Raw genomic sequence first — 18,003 nt, 5'->3', positions numbered from 1 at the left:
GAGTCTCAAGACTTCACCAGATCAATTGAGCGTACACCCTGCTCATTGATCAGGAGTGCGCTTGCTCTTGGGCGAGCGCCTTCTGGATGATCTAAATCCCAGTCTGACAAAACCCAGCGTTGCCATAATTGCTCGCCAAAGGATTCTTGGTGGTGTGCAGGCAAATGGGTATGCCCATGGATCAACTTATCACTAGCGTGACTGCGAAGGGTCGCAGCGCAGGCCTCGAGGGTGACATTTGTCTTGATTTGGTTCTTGCTATACGAGGCACTAGCATTGCGTTGATATTGCGCATGGCTATTGCTACGTAAATGGTTGGCAATGGCTCGACGCCAAGCTATAGGAAGGGCGAGAAATAGTTTTTGCAACCAAGGTTTTCTGACCCAGCTACGAAAAGCTTGGTAACCCATATCTGCAGTACATAAGGCATCACCATGGGCAAGAAGATATTGTTGACCAGCAATTTCAACAAGTGAAGGATCAGTCAGTAGAGTCATACCAGTCTTTTTTAAGAAGATATGACCAAGCAAAAAATCGCGATTGCCATGTATGTAATATGTTTTCGTCTTGCTAGAAAGATTGGCGAGGGCGCGTTTTACTTCTTGCTGAAAAGGGGAGTGCAATGAAGCATCGTCGCCAACCCAATATTCAAATAAGTCACCCAAAATAAATACAGCCTGTACCTGAGGGGCATCTTTTTCGCAGAAGTCAAAAAAGCGCTGCGCAGTCAAGGGCATTGACGGCGTCAGATGTAAGTCTGAGATGAGCAGCGCGCTCGCGCATTGCGGGATCATTCCTCGAGAACAGAGGCCTTCTCAATCACAACATCCTCGGCAGGAACATCTTGATGAAAGCCAGCATTGCCAGTTTTCACCTTACGGATGGTATCGACAACGTCCATACCATCGCTTACTTTGCCAAATACAGCATAGCCCCAGCCTTGAGCATTTGGAGCGGTGTGGTTTAGGAAATCGTTGTCATTGACGTTAATAAAAAACTGGGCAGTGGCGGAATGGGGATCGCTAGTACGAGCCATGGCAATTGTCCCGCGCTCATTCTTGAGACCATTATTGGCTTCGTTTTCAATCTCAGCGCCAGTCGGTTTTTGTTTCATGCCAGCAGTCATACCACCACCCTGAATCATGAAGTTATTAATCACACGATGAAAAATCGTGCCATCGTAGTGCCCGTTTTTCACATATTGTAAAAAGTTTGCAACGCTTTTTGGTGCCTTAGCTGCATCGAGTGTGAGGGTGATATCACCCTTGTTAGTTTTTAGTAGTACCTTCGCCATTGTTTAATTTGCCTTCTGGAGAGTTAGTGGATGGATTGTTTAAAGTGGGATTGGAGTTAGCGGGATCTTTAGCCTGCGGCTTCAATAAATTGAGTAGGTACTTTGCGCGGTTGGCATATAGTCGCTGATTCAACTGAGTATTGGCTGCGGCGTCTTCATAGGCTTTAGCGCCCAGTCGGATATAGACCTCACCTAAATTGGCTGCTGCGGTGCTGTAGCTAGGGCGTAACTTCAGAGCAAGCTCCAAATAGTCGCGAGCTTCGATCCATTTATTTTGGTTGGCTGCGATCGCTGCAAGATTGTTATACGGCTCCGGTAATTCTGGGAACTGTTGTGTGATCTCGATCAAGGTTTTCTTAGCACCATCAAAATCACGCAATTCGATTTGCAAGCGTGCTTTGACAAAACGTAGCTGTACATTGCGTGGCGTTTTTTTAAGCTTTGCATTAATTAAATCAATGGCATCTGGATATTTACGTGCTTTGACTAATTTCTCCACATCAGATGGCACTGCATTTTTGGTCACCGGGTCTGGCTCAATAATTAAGAAAGATAAAAATGGAACGCCGACGGTCTCTGAAAGCTCAGGGTTAAGCGGATCGTATGGAGAGTCGGTAGATAGCCTTGGTGGGTCAGTTGGTCCATAACTTCCTAAGTAGGCTTGTGTTTGCGCTTGTGGGGAAGTAGCCTCTTGTTTGTTTACAGCAGCAATTTCAGCGTTTGCGAGTTGCTGGGCAGGGGTACTACACCCAGTCACTAGTAAAAAGCTGGAGACCATGGCTAAAGCCGTAAAAAGGGAGGAGATCGGTGCTTTAAGGGTCGCAAACATAAGGGAAGGGGTGAAAAACTGGCTCATTCGATATACTCAGCGCTCAGTCTAACAAATTGGCGCTACTTGCCTCACCTTTATAGCCCTATGCTGCAAATCTATAACACCCTTAGCCGTTCTAAAGAGGTTTTTAAGCCCATCATACTGGGCAAGGTGAAGATGTATGTCTGCGGCATGACTGTCTACGATTATTGCCATATTGGCCATGCTAGGGTCATGATCGTATTTGATATGGTGGTTCGCTGGCTCAGAGCCAGTGGCTATGAAGTTCTTTATGTCCGCAATATTACTGATATTGACGACAAAATTATCAACCGCGCCATTGAGAATGGCGAGCCAATTTCTGCATTAACCAATCGCTTTATTGATGCTATGCATGCTGACTCTGATGAGTTGGGTCTGATGCATCCAGATCTAGAGCCTCGTGCTACTGATTACATTACGCAGATGCAGGGCATGATTGGTAGGCTCATTGAAAACGAATTGGCTTATCAAGCTGAGGATGGCGATGTTAATTTTGCAGTGCGTTTATTGCCACGTTATGGTCAGCTCTCTGGCAAATCACTCGATGAGCTTAATGCCGGTGAGCGGGTTACCGTAGCCGGTAGTAAACGCGATCCACTAGATTTTGTTTTGTGGAAAAGTGCCAAACCGGAAGAGCCGGCCGATACCCGTTGGGGTTCACCATGGGGCGAAGGTCGCCCAGGTTGGCATATCGAGTGCTCAGCCATGTCTTGTGACTTACTTGGCGAGCACTTTGATATACATGGTGGCGGAGCAGATCTGCAATTCCCGCACCACGAAAATGAAATCGCTCAAAGCGAAGGTGCTATGTATGGACAAAATCGCAAAGAGGACGATGCGCCCTTTGTGAACTATTGGATGCATAACGGGCATATTCGAGTTAATCAAGAAAAGATGTCTAAGTCATTGGGTAATTTCTTTTTGATTCGTGATGTTTTAAAAAGTTATGATCCTGAGGTATTGCGTTTCTTTATGCTTAAGGCACATTACCGCAGTCCGATCAACTACAGCGATGCGCAGCTAGAAGAGGCGCGCGCTGGATTAGTAAGGCTATATACCGCATTGTCACAAGCCCCTCATTCTGAAAAAGCTATGCTTGATGCTAATCATCCCTGGGCTAAGCGCTTTGCTGATGCAATGAATGACGACTTCAATACTCCTGAGGCAATCGCTGTGTTATTTGATTTAGCCAGCGAAGTCAATCGTACCCAAGATCAAGAAAAGCTGCTGCTTGCCAGCACCCTCAAGTCCTTAGGTGGGGCGCTTAATTTCCTGCAAAGAGATCCAACCGCTTTCTTGCAATCGGGATCTAAGGATCAAGGTGGCTGGAGTCCTGAGCAAATTGAAGAACAAATTGCGGCACGTGCTGCGGCTAAAAAAGCTAAAGATTTTGCTAAAGCAGATCTGATTCGCAAAACATTGCTTGAGCAGGGAATTGTATTGGAAGACAAACCTGGTGGCATTACCGAATGGCGAAGAGCTTAGTGGCGCCGGTTAAAGAAGAGTTGATTCTCAAAGAAGTTGCTCCTGATTATTGGGAGCAAGCTTGTCGCGAGCTAATGAAGCATGACCGCATTCTAAAAAAACTCATCCCTAAATATGGATCTGGTTTTTTAGTTACTCGTGGCGATGCATTCACGACTTTGGCTAGGGCGATCGTGGGGCAGCAAATTTCTGTAGCAGCTGCCCAAGCGGTATGGGATCGTGTGCTCATCGCGAGTAAGAAAAAAGTGAATCCTAAAAATATCTTGGCGCTCACATTCGAAGAATTAAGGGCTGCAGGATTATCGGGTCGCAAGGTTGAATACATTCGGGATTTGGCCGAGCACTTTGATGCTGGCCGCTTACATGCCAATCAATGGAAAGACATGGATGATGAGAGTGTGATCAAAGAATTGAGCTCAATTCGCGGTATTGGTCGCTGGACGGCGGAAATGTTCCTCATCTTTAATATGGTTCGCCCTAATATCCTCCCCCTAGATGATATTGGTCTAATTAAGGCTATTTCCCTCAATTACTTCAGTGGTGAGCCTGTCAGCCGCCATGAGGCAAGGGAGGTGGCAGCCAACTGGGCCCCATGGCGTACAGTTGCCACTTGGTATATGTGGAGAAGTATCGACCCTATCCCAGTTGAATATTAAAATCAGACTATGAAAACGACTTTCCTGGATTTTGAGCAGCAAATCGCCGAATTAGAGTCAAAGATTGAAGAGCTGCGCTTTGTGCAAGATGAGTCATCGGTTGATATCTCCGATGAGATCAAAACGCTTTCCGAGAAAAGCCTTCAGCTCACAAAAGACGTTTATGCGAACTTAACACCTTGGCAGGTGTCACAAGTTGCGCGTCATCCTCAGCGTCCTTATACATTGGATTATGTTGGTGCTCTGTTCACTGACTTCCATGAGCTTCATGGTGATCGTACATTTGCAGATGATCAATCTATTATTGGTGGTTTAGCGCGTTTTGATAACCAGCCTTGTATGGTGATTGGCCATCAAAAGGGTCGCGACACTAAAGAACGTGCATTGCGTAATTTCGGGATGAGTCGTCCTGAGGGTTATCGCAAAGCTATGCGTCTCATGCGCCTTGCTGAAAAGTTTGGTATTCCAGTGTTTACCTTTGTCGATACGCCAGGAGCATTTCCTGGTATTGATGCAGAAGAGCGTAATCAATCCGAAGCGATTGGCCGTAACCTATACGTGCAAGCTGAGTTGGAAGTGCCTATCATCGCAACCATCATCGGCGAAGGTGGTTCTGGTGGTGCCCTCGCAATTGCGATGGGTGATGTCGTCTTGATGTTGCAAAACTCTACCTACTCCGTCATTTCCCCAGAGGGTTGTGCTTCTATTCTTTGGAAGACTGCAGATAAGGCCTCTGAGGCTGCCGAGCAGTTGGGCTTAACTGCACAACGCTTAAAGGCCTTAGGCCTAATTGACAAGATCGTAGCTGAGCCTACTGGTGGCGCTCATCGTGATTACGATGTGATGATGGGTAATATGCGCAAAGCCCTTGCTGAATCGATCAAAACCTTCGATGGCATGAAGACAGATGCATTACTTGAGCGTCGCCATGAGCGTCTAATGAGTTATGGCAAGTTCAAGGAAATCACAGCCAAGTCCTAAGTCTACAAAACGAATTGCGGTCGCCCTAAGTGGTGGCCTCGATTCGGTTGTACTGCTGGATACGGTTTGCAAATCGCAAGCTAAAAATAAAAACACAGAGATTTTTGTTTTTCATATTCATCATGGCCTTCAAAAACAGGCTGATGATTGGCTGATCTTTTGCGAGCAGCTTGCCAAGAAATATAAAGTGCAGTTTGATTTTCGCTTACTGCATCTCAATAATGCAGAGGGAAATATTGAGGCCAGGGCAAGGGCAGCTCGCTATGAAGCGTTAACTGATCTCTGCGAAGAATATGGCATCGAGGATCTACTACTAGCCCATCATCAGAACGATCAAGCAGAAACTGTTCTCCTCCAACTCCTGCGGGGTGCCGGCGTGGCAGGACTTTCAGGTATGCCTATCAGCAAAGCAATCCAATCAGGTATGAGGCCAATCACATTGTGGCGGCCACTGCTAGATCAAAGCAGGGCTGAGCTAGAGGCTTACGCGAAAGAGCATAAGCTCAAATGGATTGAAGATCCCAGTAATCAAGATCGCAAATATAGACGCAATGCAATTCGTAAGGACATCATTCCAAAATTAGAAAAGATTCAGCCAGAAGCGATTACCAATTTAGCGCGTAGTGCTAGCCTACTTAGTGATGCTCAGCTATTGTTGGATCGCCTGGCACTTCAAGATGGGAAAGAGATCTTTTCAAATGAAAGTCTCAATACAAAACCGCTATTGAGCTTAGCAAAGTCAGATCTACCGGCCGCAAATAACATCTTGCGTTTTTGGTTAAAGCTCAATGAGCTAGCTATGCCATCACAAGAGAGAATCAACGCTTGGTGGCGCGATCTTAGCAATGTGAAGGCTGACGCGCAACTGGAGTGGACTCATGACGGCAAAGTGATTCGATTGTGGCGAAATCAATTACAGCTAGCCTCTGAACCAACAGGACAGTGGGTATTTAAAGCCATCGCTGCCAGGAGTAAACATCTAGGACTTCCAGCTGCTTGGGTAAAAGAGCTTCAAGCGGAAGGGCGTATCGCTACCAAAATCAGGACTGGCTCGGAAAAGTTGCAGACCAAGTCCAATAGTCCCCGCAAAACTCTAAAGAACCTCTTTCAGGAGGCTGATATACCGCCTTGGCAACGTAATGCGCCTTTGCTCTATATCGACAATCAGCTCATTGCCGTTGCAGGTGTTGGTGTGAGCTATCCCCATCTTGTGCAATCTGGGCCGCGACTATGGCCAGAGTGGCAAGAGACGTCTTAGTGGGTACAAAACCCTGTAAAATAAGCCCTTTTTAGACACTCGGGTAAGTTAATCCCGCTTACGGATAGTTAAATAGACGGTTTTTATGGCTCTTATCGTTCATAAATATGGCGGCACCTCAATGGGCTCAGTAGAGCGTATTGCGAACGTCGCTAAACGCGTTGCTAAATGGATGCGTGCTGGCCACCAGGTGGTCGTAGTGCCTTCAGCCATGTCAGGCGAAACTAATCGCTTGCTTGGTTTGGCAAAAGAAATCAATCCCGAAGCAAATCCACGGGAGTTAGATCAGATCGCTTCTACTGGCGAGCAGGTCAGCTCTGGTTTGCTTGCCTTAGCATTGATGCGTGAAGGCATAGATGCAGTGAGCTACGCCGGTTGGCAGGTAACTGTACATACCGATTCTGCATTCACTAAAGCGCGCATTAAGAGTATCGATGACAAAAAGATTCTGAATGATCTGAATGCCGGTCGCGCGGTAGTGGTTACTGGATTTCAGGGTGTGGATCCAAACGGCAATATCACGACTCTTGGTCGCGGCGGTTCAGATACTTCTGCTGTAGCGATGGCTGCTGCATTAAAAGCGGATGAGTGTTTGATTTACACCGACGTTGATGGCGTATACACAACTGATCCACGTGTATGTGAAGATGCCCGTCGCTTAGACAAGATTACCTTTGAAGAGATGCTAGAGATGGCCAGCCTAGGCTCTAAGGTATTGCAGATTCGCTCGGTTGAGTTTGCAGGTAAGTACAAAGTTAAAACCCGTGTTCTGTCATCGTTGACAGATCCATTGATGCCCTTAGACCAAGAGATGAAGTCGGGCACCTTGATTACATTTGAAGAGGACACCACTATGGAAGCCGCAGTTATTTCCGGCATCGCCTTTGCGCGTGATGAAGCAAAAATTACCGTTCTAGGAGTTCCTGATCGTCCAGGTATTGCCTATCAAATTCTCGGCCCGATTGCTGATGCCAACATTGATGTAGATATCATTATTCAAAATCAATCTGTCGAAGGTAAGACTGACTTCACTTTCACAGTACCACGCGCTGACTATCAAAAGGCTTTAGATATTTTGAAGAACACAGTGCAGGCGCACATTGAAGCAAAAGAAATCTCAGGTGACCCTAAGGTATCGAAAGTTTCAGTGGTTGGTGTTGGTATGCGTTCGCATGTTGGTATCGCCAGCAAAATGTTCCGCACATTGTCAGAAGAGGGCATCAATATCCTCATGATCTCTACCAGTGAAATCAAAATTTCAGTAGTGATTGATGAGAAATACATGGAATTGGCTGTACGTGCCTTGCATAAGGCATTTGAGCTCGATCAAAAGTAATTAAGGCAAAAGGCATTAAACCCCTTCAGAAACGGTTATCCGTTAAACTGTGAGGCGTATTTGCAGTAAAAAGGCAGTAAAAAGTACGGAGACGTGGCCGAGCTGGTCGAAGGCACTCCCCTGCTAAGGGAGCATCGGGGCTAAAACTCTGATCGGAGGTTCGAATCCTCTCGTCTCCGCCAGTACTTTCAAATAAACCCAGTAAATTCAATGAGTTGCTGGGTTTTTTGTTGCCTACAATACCCTTAAATGACAAAAAAACCACATAAATTATATGGTTTATGTTGCTATGCAATAAATAATTGTTGCAATACAGCAAAATATTTCTTACAATGGTGCATTGCAACAAATAATGTAACCATTTACTAAATAAAGGATTAATCATGTTCCAGAATCAATTAAACGATCAAATCGCTCAAGCTCAAGCTAAAGCTGTTGAGAATGCTAAACATTTGGCACAAGTTGCTGTTGAAAGTGCTCAAGAATTGGCAGAAATCAACCAAGCTGCTGCTAAAGATGCATTGGCTGCTGCACAAGATGCTAGCTCACAGTTGTTGACCATCAAGGATCCACAGCAATTGTCTAAATTAGCACAGCCTGAAGCTGCTCAAGAAGCTGCTAAGTATGCTGCTGCTTACCAAGCTAAAGTTAGCAAAGTTGTACGTAACGGTAACAAAGAAGTTGCTCAAGTTGTTGACGCTTCTATTGATGACGCACGTGATGACTTAGTTAAGTTTGTTAAGGAAGCTACTAAAACAGCTCCTGCTGGTACTGAGGCATTTGTTTCTGCATTCAAAACTGCATTCGAAACTTCACTCCAACAATTTGACCAAGTACGCGCAACTGCAACTGATGCATTTGCAAACTTTGAGAAAAGCGTTGACGCTGCATTGGCTAACATTCAAGGCCAATACGCTGTAGCTAAACCAGCTGCTAAAAGCCGTAAAGCTGCTTAACTAGTTTTAATGCGTTAATGAAAAAACCGCCTTCGGGCGGTTTTTTGTTTTCATCGAATTAGCTTGAACCCTATAAATATTGGTCTATGGGGCTTAATACGCTGTCCCATCAACCGCTTTGAGGTAGCCCTTAATGTACTGAGGCGGTATATAGACAACAGTGCTAACACCAGCTTTGGAAGAGACGGTTAACTGAAAACCTTCTTTCATATTCTGCTTCAGAAACTCATCGCTTAACTTCACGGATAAAAGCTCTTTAAACATGCAGCCTCTTGATTCGCATAGACCGGCTTCTCTCGAAATCACTTTAAAAGAAGTCACTGGACCATTGAGTAGGCTTGCGGAATCGTAGTTACGCATTTGCGTGTAATAGGTTAGGTGTATCTGGAGTTCATAGGTTTTCGCACCATTAGCAGATTGTTCGCTACGAAGATTAAACATCTCGTAAGTATTGGATTCATCCGTCGTATTGATTGATGGACCAATATAAGATTTGCCACCAGAGCTATTGGGGGTGGCGATCGTTGATTGGTAAACATCGTTTACTTCCCATGAGCTGATCTTTTTATCATTGTTTGCGCAGGCGACAAGCCCAAGACTGACAGCTAGTAATAATGCAAAACGGTACATATTTGGCTCCTTAGATCACCAAATCATACTATCGTCCGCCCCAAGTGGGTATTTCCCTCGTATTTTCACGTATCGATGAATTGCTGCCCAAACCTAGGGTTTGTCATAGTAAAAATACTATACTTCACAACTTCACAATTACTGAAGTTGTGATATAGTGAAGTTTCTGGGAGGGGAAATGAAAAGACAGATACCGAAAACACATCAAGCCTTGGAGTGGATAGGCAAGGGCCTGAGCGCAGCTCAGGCTGCTAGAAAGATGGAGATTTCAGAATCCAGCGTTTATGCCGCTCTCAGAAAAACGAAGGCAAAAGATATGGGCTGTTGCCCAACGTGTGGTCACAAAATAAGGAACTAAGATGAAAAAGACTCTATTAGCTGCTGTAACTATTTCCGTCGCAGCATTTGCGTACGCGAATACATCATCAGACTCATCTGCCTTGGTATCGCAGCAGTGCAAGATTTCTGCTGAAGCAGTATCTACCTTAAAGGGATTGCAATATGGCAACACTTCGATTCGTAAGGATGTCGCAAATTTGATTGATCGTCACCTTAAGACTCAAGAGAATAGAGATGTAGCGCATAAGAAGCTCAACCTGATGGTGGATGATAAGTCCACTGATGCAGGTGCTCTAGAAGTGAAATACTGCTCTTAACTAATTGATAGGGCAGCAAATAAAAACCCCGCTTGAATGCGGGGTGTGGGTAGCTACCCTTTAATAATAGGCCGATTAATTTTTGAGCTTAGATAAAAACGCTTTAATAGCTTTCTTTTGAAGTTCACTCTCTTCTGGGATTGCACCAGCCCTCGATAAATGGCCCATTGGTAGACGATTATTATCATTGGACTTATGGGCTAGGGCATTGAGCGAACTTAAGGCGAGGGCGCATACTAAAGCCTTCATAATGGATGAATGCATTGCTATCACCATTTTATTATTGTTTATTTATAGTAGGTATTTTGAATGCCCCAGGCTTTTGAGTGCGCAGAGTGCGGAAACCCTAGGGGCTTGATGGGGCCTTGCCAGCATTGTGCAAGTGAAGCGCTTCCAGAAGCATTTGTTGATACCATAGAGATCAATATCAAACGGGGTCTACCCACGGTTGAGGAGGCGCTAGAACAGCTCACCGAATATCTGCGGATGGCTAGTGAGCTTGGCATCAAGGCAATTATCTTGATACATGGCTATGGATCCTCAGGTGAGGGTGGACGCATCAAATGGGCTATTCATGATGCGCTGGAAAACAATCATTATGCAGATCGCGTAGAGGAGTATTTTTTCGGAGAGCAGGTTCCGTATGGTAGCGGGGCATGTCAGGCATTACTAAAGCAACGACCAGGCTTAAAACAGTATCTGAAGCACTTCAAGGCTGGTAATGCCGGAATGACCGTTTTATTGTTGGGTTCAGACCGCAGAAGTGCTTAGAATAGAAGTGTCCTTAGGAAATCAGTCATGACCACAAAAAAATCAGAACACGTCTTAACGCAAGACGCACTATCATCAAGTGCTGACCAGCTAATTGGTGAATTTAAATCGCTAATGGCCGATGCCGAAGCCTTGATTAAGGCCACAGAGGATCATCCCAGTGAAACCATTAACGCTATCCGCATTAAAGCACTGGAAACAATGACTGGCGCCAAAGAGAGTCTCTCTAACCTAGAGGGCACCTTGACGGAAAAGGCTAAAGTGGTTGCTGAGGGTGCAGATGATTTTGTACACCGCAATCCTTGGGAGGCCGTTGGTGTTGCTGCAGGTTTAGGCTTATTGATTGGTCTTTTTATTCGTCGTCGCTAATTTCATATGTCCCAAGAAAATTTACTATCCTCGATTAAAAATCTTGCAGCTACTGGCGCATCAATTGCTCAAACGCGCTTAGAACTTTTATCAGTTGATGTTCAAATTGCTCGAAGCAAATTTATCAGCCTATTAGTCATGATTGTGAGTGCATTGTTCTTCTTATTTTTTGGTCTTGTGATGCTTGCTTTATTAATCGTAATTTACAGTTGGGAATCTGATCGCTTGTTGGCCTTGAGCTTGCTCACTGCAGGCTTCATCTCGATTGGTTTGGTATTGACGATTATGATTAAGCAATCTTTGCGAACGATGCCAAAATTATTTGAAGCTTCTATCGCTGAGCTAGCAAAAGATGCGAAAGAGTTATCGCGTTAAGCCTTATGAGTGAATCATTAAAGGCCTTACAGGCTCGCCGTCAAGAGCTTCAAGAGAAATCCGCACGTGAGCGCAGAGTCTTTTCTGAGCACTTTGAGCCCTGGGAAAAACCGCTCTCCTGGGCTGACAAAGGTATTGATGCCTTCCATTTTTTAAGGGACAATCCGCTGCTATGGACTAGTGCCTTTGCAGCTTTAGCGCATTACAAGCCGAAATTAGCAAGCAAAGTATTGGCAGTAGGTTGGGGCGCTATGAAGTTACTAAAAGGCGCCAAGAAGTTAGTCTAGATAATGACAGCTTACTAACTCACTAGTACTGTTTTATTGGATATCCCATTTTCTTTGAGAATGGTGCTGCCATTGAGTGCACCAATCTCAAGAAGCGTAATGGCGCCGCATACAGTAAATCCAGCATTTCGGAGTAGCTTATCAGCAGCAATCAGCGTTCCACCCGTTGCCAATACATCGTCCATTAATAACACCCGAGCCTCTTTTGGGATTGTTGACTGCTGAATCTCCAAGGAGTCTTTGCCATACTCCAATCCGTAGAATTCTCGATGGGATGCTAGGGGAAGCTTATTGGGTTTTCTGGCAATGATTAAGCCTTTGTTAGCATGTAGAGCAAGGGCGGAGCCAAAGATAAAGCCACGAGATTCAACTCCTAGAATGTGGGTATAGTCAAATGATTGGGCTAAATCATGAAGTTTTGTAATGGCCTCTTTAAAAGCAGCAGGATTCGCCAGTAAAGGGGAGATGTCTCTAAATAGAATTCCGGGTTTCGGAAAGTCGGGCACACCGGGTAGATAATCTAACAAATTCATATATGGCAGACATGAAAACGAATTACCTCATTATTACCGCATTAGAGAGCGAGCTCAAGCGCTCGGCACTTCCATTGGGCGTGGATATAGTCTATTCCGGCATTGGCAAGATCAACGCCACGATTGCGAGTATCAAAGCGATTCATCAATATGCTCCGCAGCACATTATTAATTTTGGTACCGCTGGCAAAGTCAATTCTCAACTCCATGGCTTATTAGATATTGCGAAGGTCATTCAGCGTGATATGAATACCGAGCCTTTGGCTCCTCGTGGGCAAACGCCTTTTTGTAATAAGCCTTCTCAATATCTCTCTTTTGGGAAATACGTTTGTGGTACCGGCGATAGCTTTGTTACCTCACATGATCCTTGGCTTCAGTCTCAAGGGGTTGATGTGGTGGATATGGAGTTATTTGCTATTGCCGCCACAGCCCACCAGCATGATATTCCCTGGCAAGCACTCAAATATATTACCGATGATGCTAACGAAAACTCGGCAAATGATTGGCAGGATAAAGTCAATCAAGGCCAAGATTTATTTATCGATCGACTCAAGCAGTTATTGAGCTAGTGCTGAATCATAAAGAGTATGAGTAACTCAAAACCTTGGCTAAAGAATTATCCTGATGGGGTCCCCTCTGAGATTGGAGAGCCTTCTTATGCCTCTCTCACTGAATTTTTAGAGGAATGTTTTGAGCGCTTCGGTAATCGCAAAGCAGTAGAGTCGATGAGCAAGTTTTTCACCTACAGGCAGATCGATCGACTTTCAAGAGACTTCGCTTCTTATTTACACACTTTGGGTTTAGAAAAGGGTGCTCGTGTAGCGCTAATGTACCCAAACGTCATTGAATACATCATCGCGATGTTGGGTACCTTGCGAGCAGGCTATGTGGTTGTCAATATCAATCCGCTCTATACCCCACGTGAGCTCGAAGCTCAACTACACGACAGTGGTTCCAGTGTCTTGATCATGATGGAAAACTTTGCCAATACCTATCAGCAGATTGCAGAACAAACTCCACTAAAGCAGGTCATTATTAGTAGTCCTGGTGAGTTATTGGGTATTAAGGGCTCCATTGTTAATTGGGTGGCGCGTAATATTAAAAAGATGATTCCTGCTTGGGATCTGCAGCATATTCAATTTAAAGAGACGCTTGAGATAGGGAGTCAACATGTTTTTCATAAGCCAGTAATTGGGTTAGATGATATTGCCTTTTTGCAATACACCGGCGGCACAACTGGTACATCCAAAGGGGCAGTTTTGCTCCATCGCAATATTCTCTCAAATGTAATTCAGATTGAAGCCTGGTTAAACCCAGGTTTAAAACACAAACCTGATCAGCAGCTGAATTTCTTATGCGCCTTACCCATGACGCATATCTTTGCCTTAACAGCATGCGCACTTTTGGGAATTGCTAAGGGCGGTTTATTGGTATTGGTTGCAAACCCACGAGATATCGATGGCTTCATTAAGTCATTAATGAAGCATCCTCAGATTAATATCTTCCCAGGTGTCAATACACTCTTTCATGCATTGATACACCGTCCTGAATTTAAACGGGTCAAGCTTCCCAATTTATTAGTCACGATTGGTGGTGGCATGGCAGTGCATAAGAAAACTGCCGATCATTGGCAGGCACTGACTGGCTGCCCGATAGCTCAAGGCTATGGCCTCTCTGAAACTTCACCGGTGGTTTGCGTCAACAGCCCTCTAGAGCGCCATTTCACAGGGCATATCGGCATGCCCATGCCGAGCACTGATGTCGTGATTTTGGATGATGATGAAGTAGAGCTTTTACAAGGCACTCCTGGTGAGATTTGTATTAAGGGCCCCCAAGTCATGGCAGGCTACTGGAATAAACCTGAAGAAACTTCGCACTGCATGACTAAAGACGGGTACTTCAAATCTGGAGATATAGGTCTCATTACTCCAGAAGGACATATCCAAATCGTAGATCGTAAAAAAGACATGATTGTGGTGGCTGGCTTTAAGGTATTCCCAAATGATGTGGAGGATGTTTTATCTCAAATGCAGGGAATTAAAGAGTGCGCAGTCATTGGCGTTCCACACCGCAAGTTGGGTGAGATAGTGAAGGCTTATGTTGTCAAATCAAATCACCACATCACTGAGTCCGACATTTTGCAATACTGCAAAGAGCATCTCACTAGTTATAAGCGACCTAGAAAAGTCGTCTTTATTCACGAGCTTCCTAAGTCCAATGTTGGTAAGATCCTGCGCCGTGAACTCCGAAATATTTGAGTTCTCTGCTGTCTAATACTAGATACATGATTACTTGCTAGGTGTCTTGCCCACCATCTTAGCGGCCCTCAAGAAGTCAAAGTCCACGCCCTTATCTGCTTGGGTAACCGTATCGAGGAAAAGCTTTTTATAACCTCGTTCGGCTGTAGGCGGGGTAATGGGATTCTCATTTGCACGCTTTGCTAACTCTTCATCCGATATTAGCAGGCTGATCTCGCGGTTTTGAACGCTGAGTCGAATGCGATCGCCGTTGCGCACATAAGCCAAAGGGCCACCGATAGCGGATTCAGGGGTCACGTGCAACACAATGGTTCCAAAAGCAGTGCCACTCATTCGACCATCAGAGATACGTACGATATCCTTTACGCCAGCACGCGCTAGCTTCATCGGTATTGGAATATATCCAGCCTCTGGCATTCCTGGTGCACCTTTAGGTCCAATATTTTTAAGGACGATGATGTCATCTGCCGAGACATCTAAGTCTGGACTATCAATTCGGTTTGCTAAGTCTTCTGAGTTTTCAAAGACAACAGCACGACCCTCGTGCTCCATTAGTTTTTCATTAGCAGCGGACTGCTTGATGATGGCGCCGCCAGGAGCAAGATTGCCATGAAGTACTGCAATACTGCCGCGTGGATAAATTGGATTATCAATTTTACGAACGACATCTTGTTTAAAGCTTGGAGGTCCTGCATCAATCTCTTCGCCAAGTGTTCTACCGGTAACCGTCATAGTGTTTAGCTTTAAAAGTGGCTTGAGCTCTCTTAAAAGTGTCGTCATACCACCAGCATCATGAAAGTTTTCCATGTAATGATCGCCTGAAGGCTTTAAGTCGACCAAGACCGGAGTCTCATTACCCATTTTGTCGAGCGCATCTAAATCTATCTCTAGACCCATGCGTCCAGCAATGGCAGCTAGGTGAACAATACCGTTGGTTGATCCGCCAATTGCAAGTAAGACACGCATGGCATTCTCGAATGCATCGGCAGTGAGTATTTTGTCGATGGTTAACCCCTCTTTTGCCATCTGCACTGCGCATGCACCCGTTTCTTCAGCAACCCGGATACGATCTGCTGTGACTGCAGGCGGTGTTGCTCCACCCGGCACAGTCATTCCCAGCGCTTCAGAGATGCAAGCCATCGTGCTAGCAGTACCCATGACTGAGCAGGTACCTACGCTAGCAACCAACTGGTCATTCACTTCATCTTTTTCTGTTTCATCAATCTCGCCGGCACGGAACTTGCCCCAGTAGCGACGACAGTCTGTGCACGCACCAACCCGTTCGCTGCGATGAGAGCCAGTCAGCATGGACCCTGTAATCAATTGAATCGCTGGCAGACCAGCAGATGCTGCGCCCATCATTTGAGCGGGAACAGTCTTATCGCAACCGCCAATCATCACTACGGCATCCATTGGTTGTGCACGTAGCATCTCTTCAGTATCCATAGACATGAGATTGCGCAAATACATACTGGTTGGGGCGGCAAAACTCTCATGAATGGAAATTGTGGGGAACTCCATGGAAAGGCCGCCAGCCAACATCACACCACGTTTAACAGCCTCTAATAGTTGGGGCATATTTCCGTGACAAGGGTTATAGGCGCTACCAGTATTGATAATGCCAATCACTGGTCTATCCAAAGCACTATTTGTGTAGCCGGCACCTTTGATAAATGCCTTGCGCAAAAAGAGCGAGAAGCCTTTATCACCATAACTTGTTAAACCTTTTCGTAAACCGGTCTCAGGTGGGGTTTTATTATCTTTAGGCTTAGAGCTCATTGTTGTCTCGAATAATGATGATTAAAAGGCTGTTTTGATTATTGTAGCCATCCTAGCCATGCCTCACCTAGGGTGTGCCACCCCAGCGATACTGCCAAGATATCCCAACTGCGTTATAGCTTGTATCCGTGCGCGAATAGACCCCTTTGCTACCACTGAGGCGAATGGAGTTCTGTTTATTAATTGGATAGGAAAGGGTGCTACCAAAGCGCCAGTTTTCTTGAACGCCATTGACTGGATTACCGTTGATATAGGTTTGCCCGCCCGTATAGTATGTTGCATCAGCTGAAATCCATGCGGTATTGGGGAAGTAATAAATTACATGGGTTTCGCCAGAGTAGATTGGATTCTGTGAAAGGGTATTACTACCCAAATAACTGGTATTACTGGTGTAAATCGTTGCCATGCCAGCAAGTTCTAGTCTCCATGGGCCGACGGCTTGAGAAAATCCCATGGCTGGCTGAATCAAAGAGCGATTGGCGCCAACATTAATCATTTGATTGTTGTTGTACTCGCCCCATGGGATGGTCGCAGCAATGCTCGCCCCAATAATGAGGTCTTGTTGGTAGTTCTGGAACTCACTATTTGTTAGAGCGGGAGCGCCATAGAGATTGACAGAAGCTTTGATCATCGGATCGGATAAACCTTCGGCAGAGGCGTTAATGGTTTGTCCGCCAACCCGACCAGTACCTGTGAGCTCTGAATAAGGCACAACCAAGGTGAGTCTGCCAGATTGACCTGCAACATCAATCACATGTGTGAGGCTAAGTGCTTGAGTATTCAGAGTGTAAGAACCACTCTTAGCTTGTGCAATTCCACCAGTGACAAAGCTCATGCCAATCGGTGCATTGGAATAGGCGCGTGCCTCGATCTCTTGAGCATATGAACTGATGGAGGCGAATGCTAGCAAAGCCCCAAATAGCAGGCTTAGAAAGCGACCGGCAGGGAGTTTGGTCTTGCTGGTTAGTTTGTAATACAGGATCAAGTTAGGATTTGGAGCCAAATAGAATGGCTACAGTAGCGTTTGACCCAAGCTTGAGTTTCATACCAATGAACACTAAGTAGGGCCAAACAATTAACCAATAAACCATTGCCATTGCAAAAACACGCAGCGGATTATTTTGGCCAAATGCAGTCATGGAGATTAAAAACTCTTTTCCATGAATAAGCCCATCGATACCAGCCTCTAGATAGTTCAGCATGAGAACAATAATTAAGTACAGCATTGATTCAATAAAAAGAGATTTGATAATCCCATTGTTCTTGTCGACCTTAATTGGAAATACCGCTTGAGCGATCAGCATAAATTTTGCACATAATGCTGCTTTAATTAAGGACATCCCAAATGGAGCCAATGGAATAGGTCGCTCATCAAGAGAGGTCAAAGCCAGAAAAGTTAAGGAGCAAAACCAGGTTCCAAAATAAACCGTTAGGGCAAATGCCTTTTTGGCCTCCTCTATTAATCCTTCCTTAAAGCTATGTTTTATTGGAGACGTAGTCGAGGTATTGGTCATATAAGAATTAAA

At 45.2% G+C, this 18,003-nt stretch carries 22 protein-coding genes and 1 tRNA gene; 14 read left to right on the top strand and 9 right to left on the bottom strand.

What is annotated here, in order from left to right; genetic code table 11:
* Nucleotides 1-5 precede the first annotated feature (5 nt).
* The 3 genes from A8O14_RS05730 to A8O14_RS05720 are packed head-to-tail and all read right to left on the bottom strand — an operon-like array spanning nucleotide 6 to nucleotide 2,123.
* The gene (locus tag A8O14_RS05730; protein WP_068948635.1) at nucleotides 6-794 is read right to left on the bottom strand and encodes a UDP-2,3-diacylglucosamine diphosphatase; all 789 of its coding nucleotides are present in this window, start codon (nucleotides 792-794) and stop codon (nucleotides 6-8) included.
* Nucleotides 791-1,294, bottom strand: a complete 504-nt coding sequence (locus tag A8O14_RS05725; RefSeq protein ID WP_068948634.1) for a peptidylprolyl isomerase — start codon at nucleotides 1,292-1,294, stop codon at nucleotides 791-793. The genes A8O14_RS05730 and A8O14_RS05725 overlap by 4 nt, the downstream gene beginning before the upstream one ends.
* Nucleotides 1,269-2,123, bottom strand: a complete 855-nt coding sequence (locus A8O14_RS05720; RefSeq protein WP_068948633.1) for a tetratricopeptide repeat protein — start codon at nucleotides 2,121-2,123, stop codon at nucleotides 1,269-1,271. Before A8O14_RS05720 ends, A8O14_RS05725 begins: the two co-directional genes overlap by 26 nt.
* 87 nt (nucleotides 2,124-2,210) lie before the next feature.
* Between A8O14_RS05720 and cysS the strand changes: the two genes are divergently transcribed.
* The 7 genes from cysS to A8O14_RS05685 all read left to right on the top strand — a co-directional run bounded on the left by cysS (nucleotide 2,211) and on the right by A8O14_RS05685 (nucleotide 8,819).
* Nucleotides 2,211-3,632 carry a cysteine--tRNA ligase gene (cysS, locus tag A8O14_RS05715; protein WP_068948632.1) on the top strand — a complete coding sequence of 474 codons (1,422 nt, stop codon included), beginning with the start codon at nucleotides 2,211-2,213 and terminating at the stop codon, nucleotides 3,630-3,632.
* On the top strand, nucleotides 3,617-4,288 hold the full coding sequence (locus A8O14_RS05710) for a DNA-3-methyladenine glycosylase family protein (RefSeq protein WP_068948631.1): 672 nt from the start codon (nucleotides 3,617-3,619) through the stop codon (nucleotides 4,286-4,288). The genes cysS and A8O14_RS05710 overlap by 16 nt, the downstream gene beginning before the upstream one ends.
* 9 nt (nucleotides 4,289-4,297) lie before the next feature.
* Nucleotides 4,298-5,269 carry an acetyl-CoA carboxylase carboxyltransferase subunit alpha gene (locus A8O14_RS05705; RefSeq protein WP_068948630.1) on the top strand — a complete coding sequence of 324 codons (972 nt, stop codon included), beginning with the start codon at nucleotides 4,298-4,300 and terminating at the stop codon, nucleotides 5,267-5,269.
* A complete protein-coding gene (gene tilS, locus A8O14_RS05700) occupies nucleotides 5,235-6,527 on the top strand; it encodes a tRNA lysidine(34) synthetase TilS (RefSeq protein ID WP_068948629.1) in 1,293 nt (430 codons plus the stop codon). The genes A8O14_RS05705 and tilS overlap by 35 nt, the downstream gene beginning before the upstream one ends.
* An 85-nt stretch (nucleotides 6,528-6,612) precedes the next feature.
* Nucleotides 6,613-7,863 (top strand): aspartate kinase, encoded by a 1,251-nt coding sequence (locus A8O14_RS05695; RefSeq protein WP_068948628.1) that lies wholly within the window; start codon nucleotides 6,613-6,615, stop codon nucleotides 7,861-7,863.
* Nucleotides 7,864-7,950: 87 nt separating this feature from the next.
* Nucleotides 7,951-8,045: transfer RNA gene (locus A8O14_RS05690), tRNA-Ser, on the top strand.
* 201 nt (nucleotides 8,046-8,246) lie between these two features.
* Complete coding sequence (locus tag A8O14_RS05685; RefSeq protein ID WP_068948627.1) at nucleotides 8,247-8,819, top strand: phasin family protein; 573 nt, start codon at nucleotides 8,247-8,249, stop codon at nucleotides 8,817-8,819.
* A gap of 93 nt (nucleotides 8,820-8,912) precedes the next feature.
* Here A8O14_RS05685 and A8O14_RS05680 read toward each other — a convergent pair whose 3' ends face one another.
* Nucleotides 8,913-9,449, bottom strand: a complete 537-nt coding sequence (locus A8O14_RS05680) for a hypothetical protein (protein WP_068948626.1) — start codon at nucleotides 9,447-9,449, stop codon at nucleotides 8,913-8,915.
* Nucleotides 9,450-9,808: 359 nt separating this feature from the next.
* Here A8O14_RS05680 and A8O14_RS05670 point away from each other — a divergent pair, with 359 nt between their 5' ends.
* Entirely contained in the window at nucleotides 9,809-10,105 is a 297-nt protein-coding gene (locus A8O14_RS05670) for a hypothetical protein (RefSeq protein WP_068948624.1), read from the top strand.
* A gap of 75 nt (nucleotides 10,106-10,180) precedes the next feature.
* On the opposite strand, the gene A8O14_RS11700 is transcribed toward A8O14_RS05670, so the two are convergent.
* Nucleotides 10,181-10,369 carry a hypothetical protein gene (locus A8O14_RS11700; RefSeq protein ID WP_145915332.1) on the bottom strand — a complete coding sequence of 63 codons (189 nt, stop codon included), beginning with the start codon at nucleotides 10,367-10,369 and terminating at the stop codon, nucleotides 10,181-10,183.
* Nucleotides 10,370-10,414: 45 nt separating this feature from the next.
* Between A8O14_RS11700 and A8O14_RS05665 the strand changes: the two genes are divergently transcribed.
* From A8O14_RS05665 to A8O14_RS05650, 4 genes are read left to right on the top strand one after another with little or no spacing between them, the layout of a single operon-like run.
* Nucleotides 10,415-10,876, top strand: a complete 462-nt coding sequence (locus A8O14_RS05665; RefSeq protein WP_068948623.1) for a Smr/MutS family protein — start codon at nucleotides 10,415-10,417, stop codon at nucleotides 10,874-10,876.
* Between the two features lie 27 nt (nucleotides 10,877-10,903).
* Nucleotides 10,904-11,245 carry a DUF883 family protein gene (locus A8O14_RS05660; protein WP_068948622.1) on the top strand — a complete coding sequence of 114 codons (342 nt, stop codon included), beginning with the start codon at nucleotides 10,904-10,906 and terminating at the stop codon, nucleotides 11,243-11,245.
* A 6-nt stretch (nucleotides 11,246-11,251) separates the two neighbouring features.
* Nucleotides 11,252-11,620 carry a phage holin family protein gene (locus tag A8O14_RS05655; RefSeq protein ID WP_068948621.1) on the top strand — a complete coding sequence of 123 codons (369 nt, stop codon included), beginning with the start codon at nucleotides 11,252-11,254 and terminating at the stop codon, nucleotides 11,618-11,620.
* Nucleotides 11,621-11,625: 5 nt separating this feature from the next.
* On the top strand, nucleotides 11,626-11,907 hold the full coding sequence (locus tag A8O14_RS05650; RefSeq protein WP_068948620.1) for a YqjK family protein: 282 nt from the start codon (nucleotides 11,626-11,628) through the stop codon (nucleotides 11,905-11,907).
* A gap of 14 nt (nucleotides 11,908-11,921) precedes the next feature.
* On the opposite strand, the gene A8O14_RS05645 is transcribed toward A8O14_RS05650, so the two are convergent.
* The gene (locus A8O14_RS05645; protein ID WP_068948619.1) at nucleotides 11,922-12,440 is read right to left on the bottom strand and encodes an adenine phosphoribosyltransferase; all 519 of its coding nucleotides are present in this window, start codon (nucleotides 12,438-12,440) and stop codon (nucleotides 11,922-11,924) included.
* A 2-nt stretch (nucleotides 12,441-12,442) separates the two neighbouring features.
* Between A8O14_RS05645 and A8O14_RS05640 the strand changes: the two genes are divergently transcribed.
* Both A8O14_RS05640 and A8O14_RS05635 read left to right on the top strand, forming a co-directional pair.
* Nucleotides 12,443-13,009, top strand: a complete 567-nt coding sequence (locus A8O14_RS05640) for a 5'-methylthioadenosine/S-adenosylhomocysteine nucleosidase family protein (protein WP_068948618.1) — start codon at nucleotides 12,443-12,445, stop codon at nucleotides 13,007-13,009.
* Between the two features lie 18 nt (nucleotides 13,010-13,027).
* Nucleotides 13,028-14,698 (top strand): AMP-binding protein, encoded by a 1,671-nt coding sequence (locus A8O14_RS05635; RefSeq protein ID WP_068948617.1) that lies wholly within the window; start codon nucleotides 13,028-13,030, stop codon nucleotides 14,696-14,698.
* A 30-nt stretch (nucleotides 14,699-14,728) separates the two neighbouring features.
* Here A8O14_RS05635 and A8O14_RS05630 read toward each other — a convergent pair whose 3' ends face one another.
* From A8O14_RS05630 to A8O14_RS05620, 3 genes are all read right to left on the bottom strand, one after another.
* Entirely contained in the window at nucleotides 14,729-16,477 is a 1,749-nt protein-coding gene (locus A8O14_RS05630) for an IlvD/Edd family dehydratase (protein ID WP_068948616.1), read from the bottom strand.
* A gap of 67 nt (nucleotides 16,478-16,544) precedes the next feature.
* Nucleotides 16,545-17,480, bottom strand: a complete 936-nt coding sequence (locus A8O14_RS05625; protein ID WP_228385117.1) for a transporter — start codon at nucleotides 17,478-17,480, stop codon at nucleotides 16,545-16,547.
* Nucleotides 17,464-17,991 (bottom strand): hypothetical protein, encoded by a 528-nt coding sequence (locus A8O14_RS05620; protein ID WP_068948615.1) that lies wholly within the window; start codon nucleotides 17,989-17,991, stop codon nucleotides 17,464-17,466. The genes A8O14_RS05625 and A8O14_RS05620 overlap by 17 nt, the downstream gene beginning before the upstream one ends.
* Nucleotides 17,992-18,003 lie beyond the last annotated feature (12 nt).

It is taken from the genome of Polynucleobacter wuianus, assembly GCF_001659725.1.
GTDB classification, from domain to species: domain Bacteria; phylum Pseudomonadota; class Gammaproteobacteria; order Burkholderiales; family Burkholderiaceae; genus Polynucleobacter; species Polynucleobacter wuianus.
Note: the sequence above shows the minus strand (reverse complement) of the source record. Positions and strands in the feature narration are given on the sequence as shown.

Bases quoted from the DNA above. Each gene is read 5' to 3' on its own strand.
- A8O14_RS05730 (WP_068948635.1), bottom strand. From the start codon at position 794: ATGATCCCGCAATGCGCGAGCGCGCTGCTCATCTCAGACTTACATCTG.
- A8O14_RS05725 (WP_068948634.1), bottom strand. From the start codon at position 1,294: ATGGCGAAGGTACTACTAAAAACTAACAAGGGTGATATCACCCTCACA.
- A8O14_RS05720 (WP_068948633.1), bottom strand. From the start codon at position 2,123: ATGTTTGCGACCCTTAAAGCACCGATCTCCTCCCTTTTTACGGCTTTA.
- cysS (WP_068948632.1), top strand. From the start codon at position 2,211: ATGCTGCAAATCTATAACACCCTTAGCCGTTCTAAAGAGGTTTTTAAG.
- A8O14_RS05710 (WP_068948631.1), top strand. From the start codon at position 3,617: ATGGCGAAGAGCTTAGTGGCGCCGGTTAAAGAAGAGTTGATTCTCAAA.
- A8O14_RS05705 (WP_068948630.1), top strand. From the start codon at position 4,298: ATGAAAACGACTTTCCTGGATTTTGAGCAGCAAATCGCCGAATTAGAG.
- tilS (WP_068948629.1), top strand. From the start codon at position 5,235: ATGGCAAGTTCAAGGAAATCACAGCCAAGTCCTAAGTCTACAAAACGA.
- A8O14_RS05695 (WP_068948628.1), top strand. From the start codon at position 6,613: ATGGCTCTTATCGTTCATAAATATGGCGGCACCTCAATGGGCTCAGTA.
- A8O14_RS05685 (WP_068948627.1), top strand. From the start codon at position 8,247: ATGTTCCAGAATCAATTAAACGATCAAATCGCTCAAGCTCAAGCTAAA.
- A8O14_RS05680 (WP_068948626.1), bottom strand. From the start codon at position 9,449: ATGTACCGTTTTGCATTATTACTAGCTGTCAGTCTTGGGCTTGTCGCC.
- A8O14_RS05670 (WP_068948624.1), top strand. From the start codon at position 9,809: ATGAAAAAGACTCTATTAGCTGCTGTAACTATTTCCGTCGCAGCATTT.
- A8O14_RS11700 (WP_145915332.1), bottom strand. From the start codon at position 10,369: ATGCATTCATCCATTATGAAGGCTTTAGTATGCGCCCTCGCCTTAAGT.
- A8O14_RS05665 (WP_068948623.1), top strand. From the start codon at position 10,415: ATGCCCCAGGCTTTTGAGTGCGCAGAGTGCGGAAACCCTAGGGGCTTG.
- A8O14_RS05660 (WP_068948622.1), top strand. From the start codon at position 10,904: ATGACCACAAAAAAATCAGAACACGTCTTAACGCAAGACGCACTATCA.
- A8O14_RS05655 (WP_068948621.1), top strand. From the start codon at position 11,252: ATGTCCCAAGAAAATTTACTATCCTCGATTAAAAATCTTGCAGCTACT.
- A8O14_RS05650 (WP_068948620.1), top strand. From the start codon at position 11,626: ATGAGTGAATCATTAAAGGCCTTACAGGCTCGCCGTCAAGAGCTTCAA.
- A8O14_RS05645 (WP_068948619.1), bottom strand. From the start codon at position 12,440: ATGAATTTGTTAGATTATCTACCCGGTGTGCCCGACTTTCCGAAACCC.
- A8O14_RS05640 (WP_068948618.1), top strand. From the start codon at position 12,443: ATGGCAGACATGAAAACGAATTACCTCATTATTACCGCATTAGAGAGC.
- A8O14_RS05635 (WP_068948617.1), top strand. From the start codon at position 13,028: ATGAGTAACTCAAAACCTTGGCTAAAGAATTATCCTGATGGGGTCCCC.
- A8O14_RS05630 (WP_068948616.1), bottom strand. From the start codon at position 16,477: ATGAGCTCTAAGCCTAAAGATAATAAAACCCCACCTGAGACCGGTTTA.
- A8O14_RS05620 (WP_068948615.1), bottom strand. From the start codon at position 17,991: ATGACCAATACCTCGACTACGTCTCCAATAAAACATAGCTTTAAGGAA.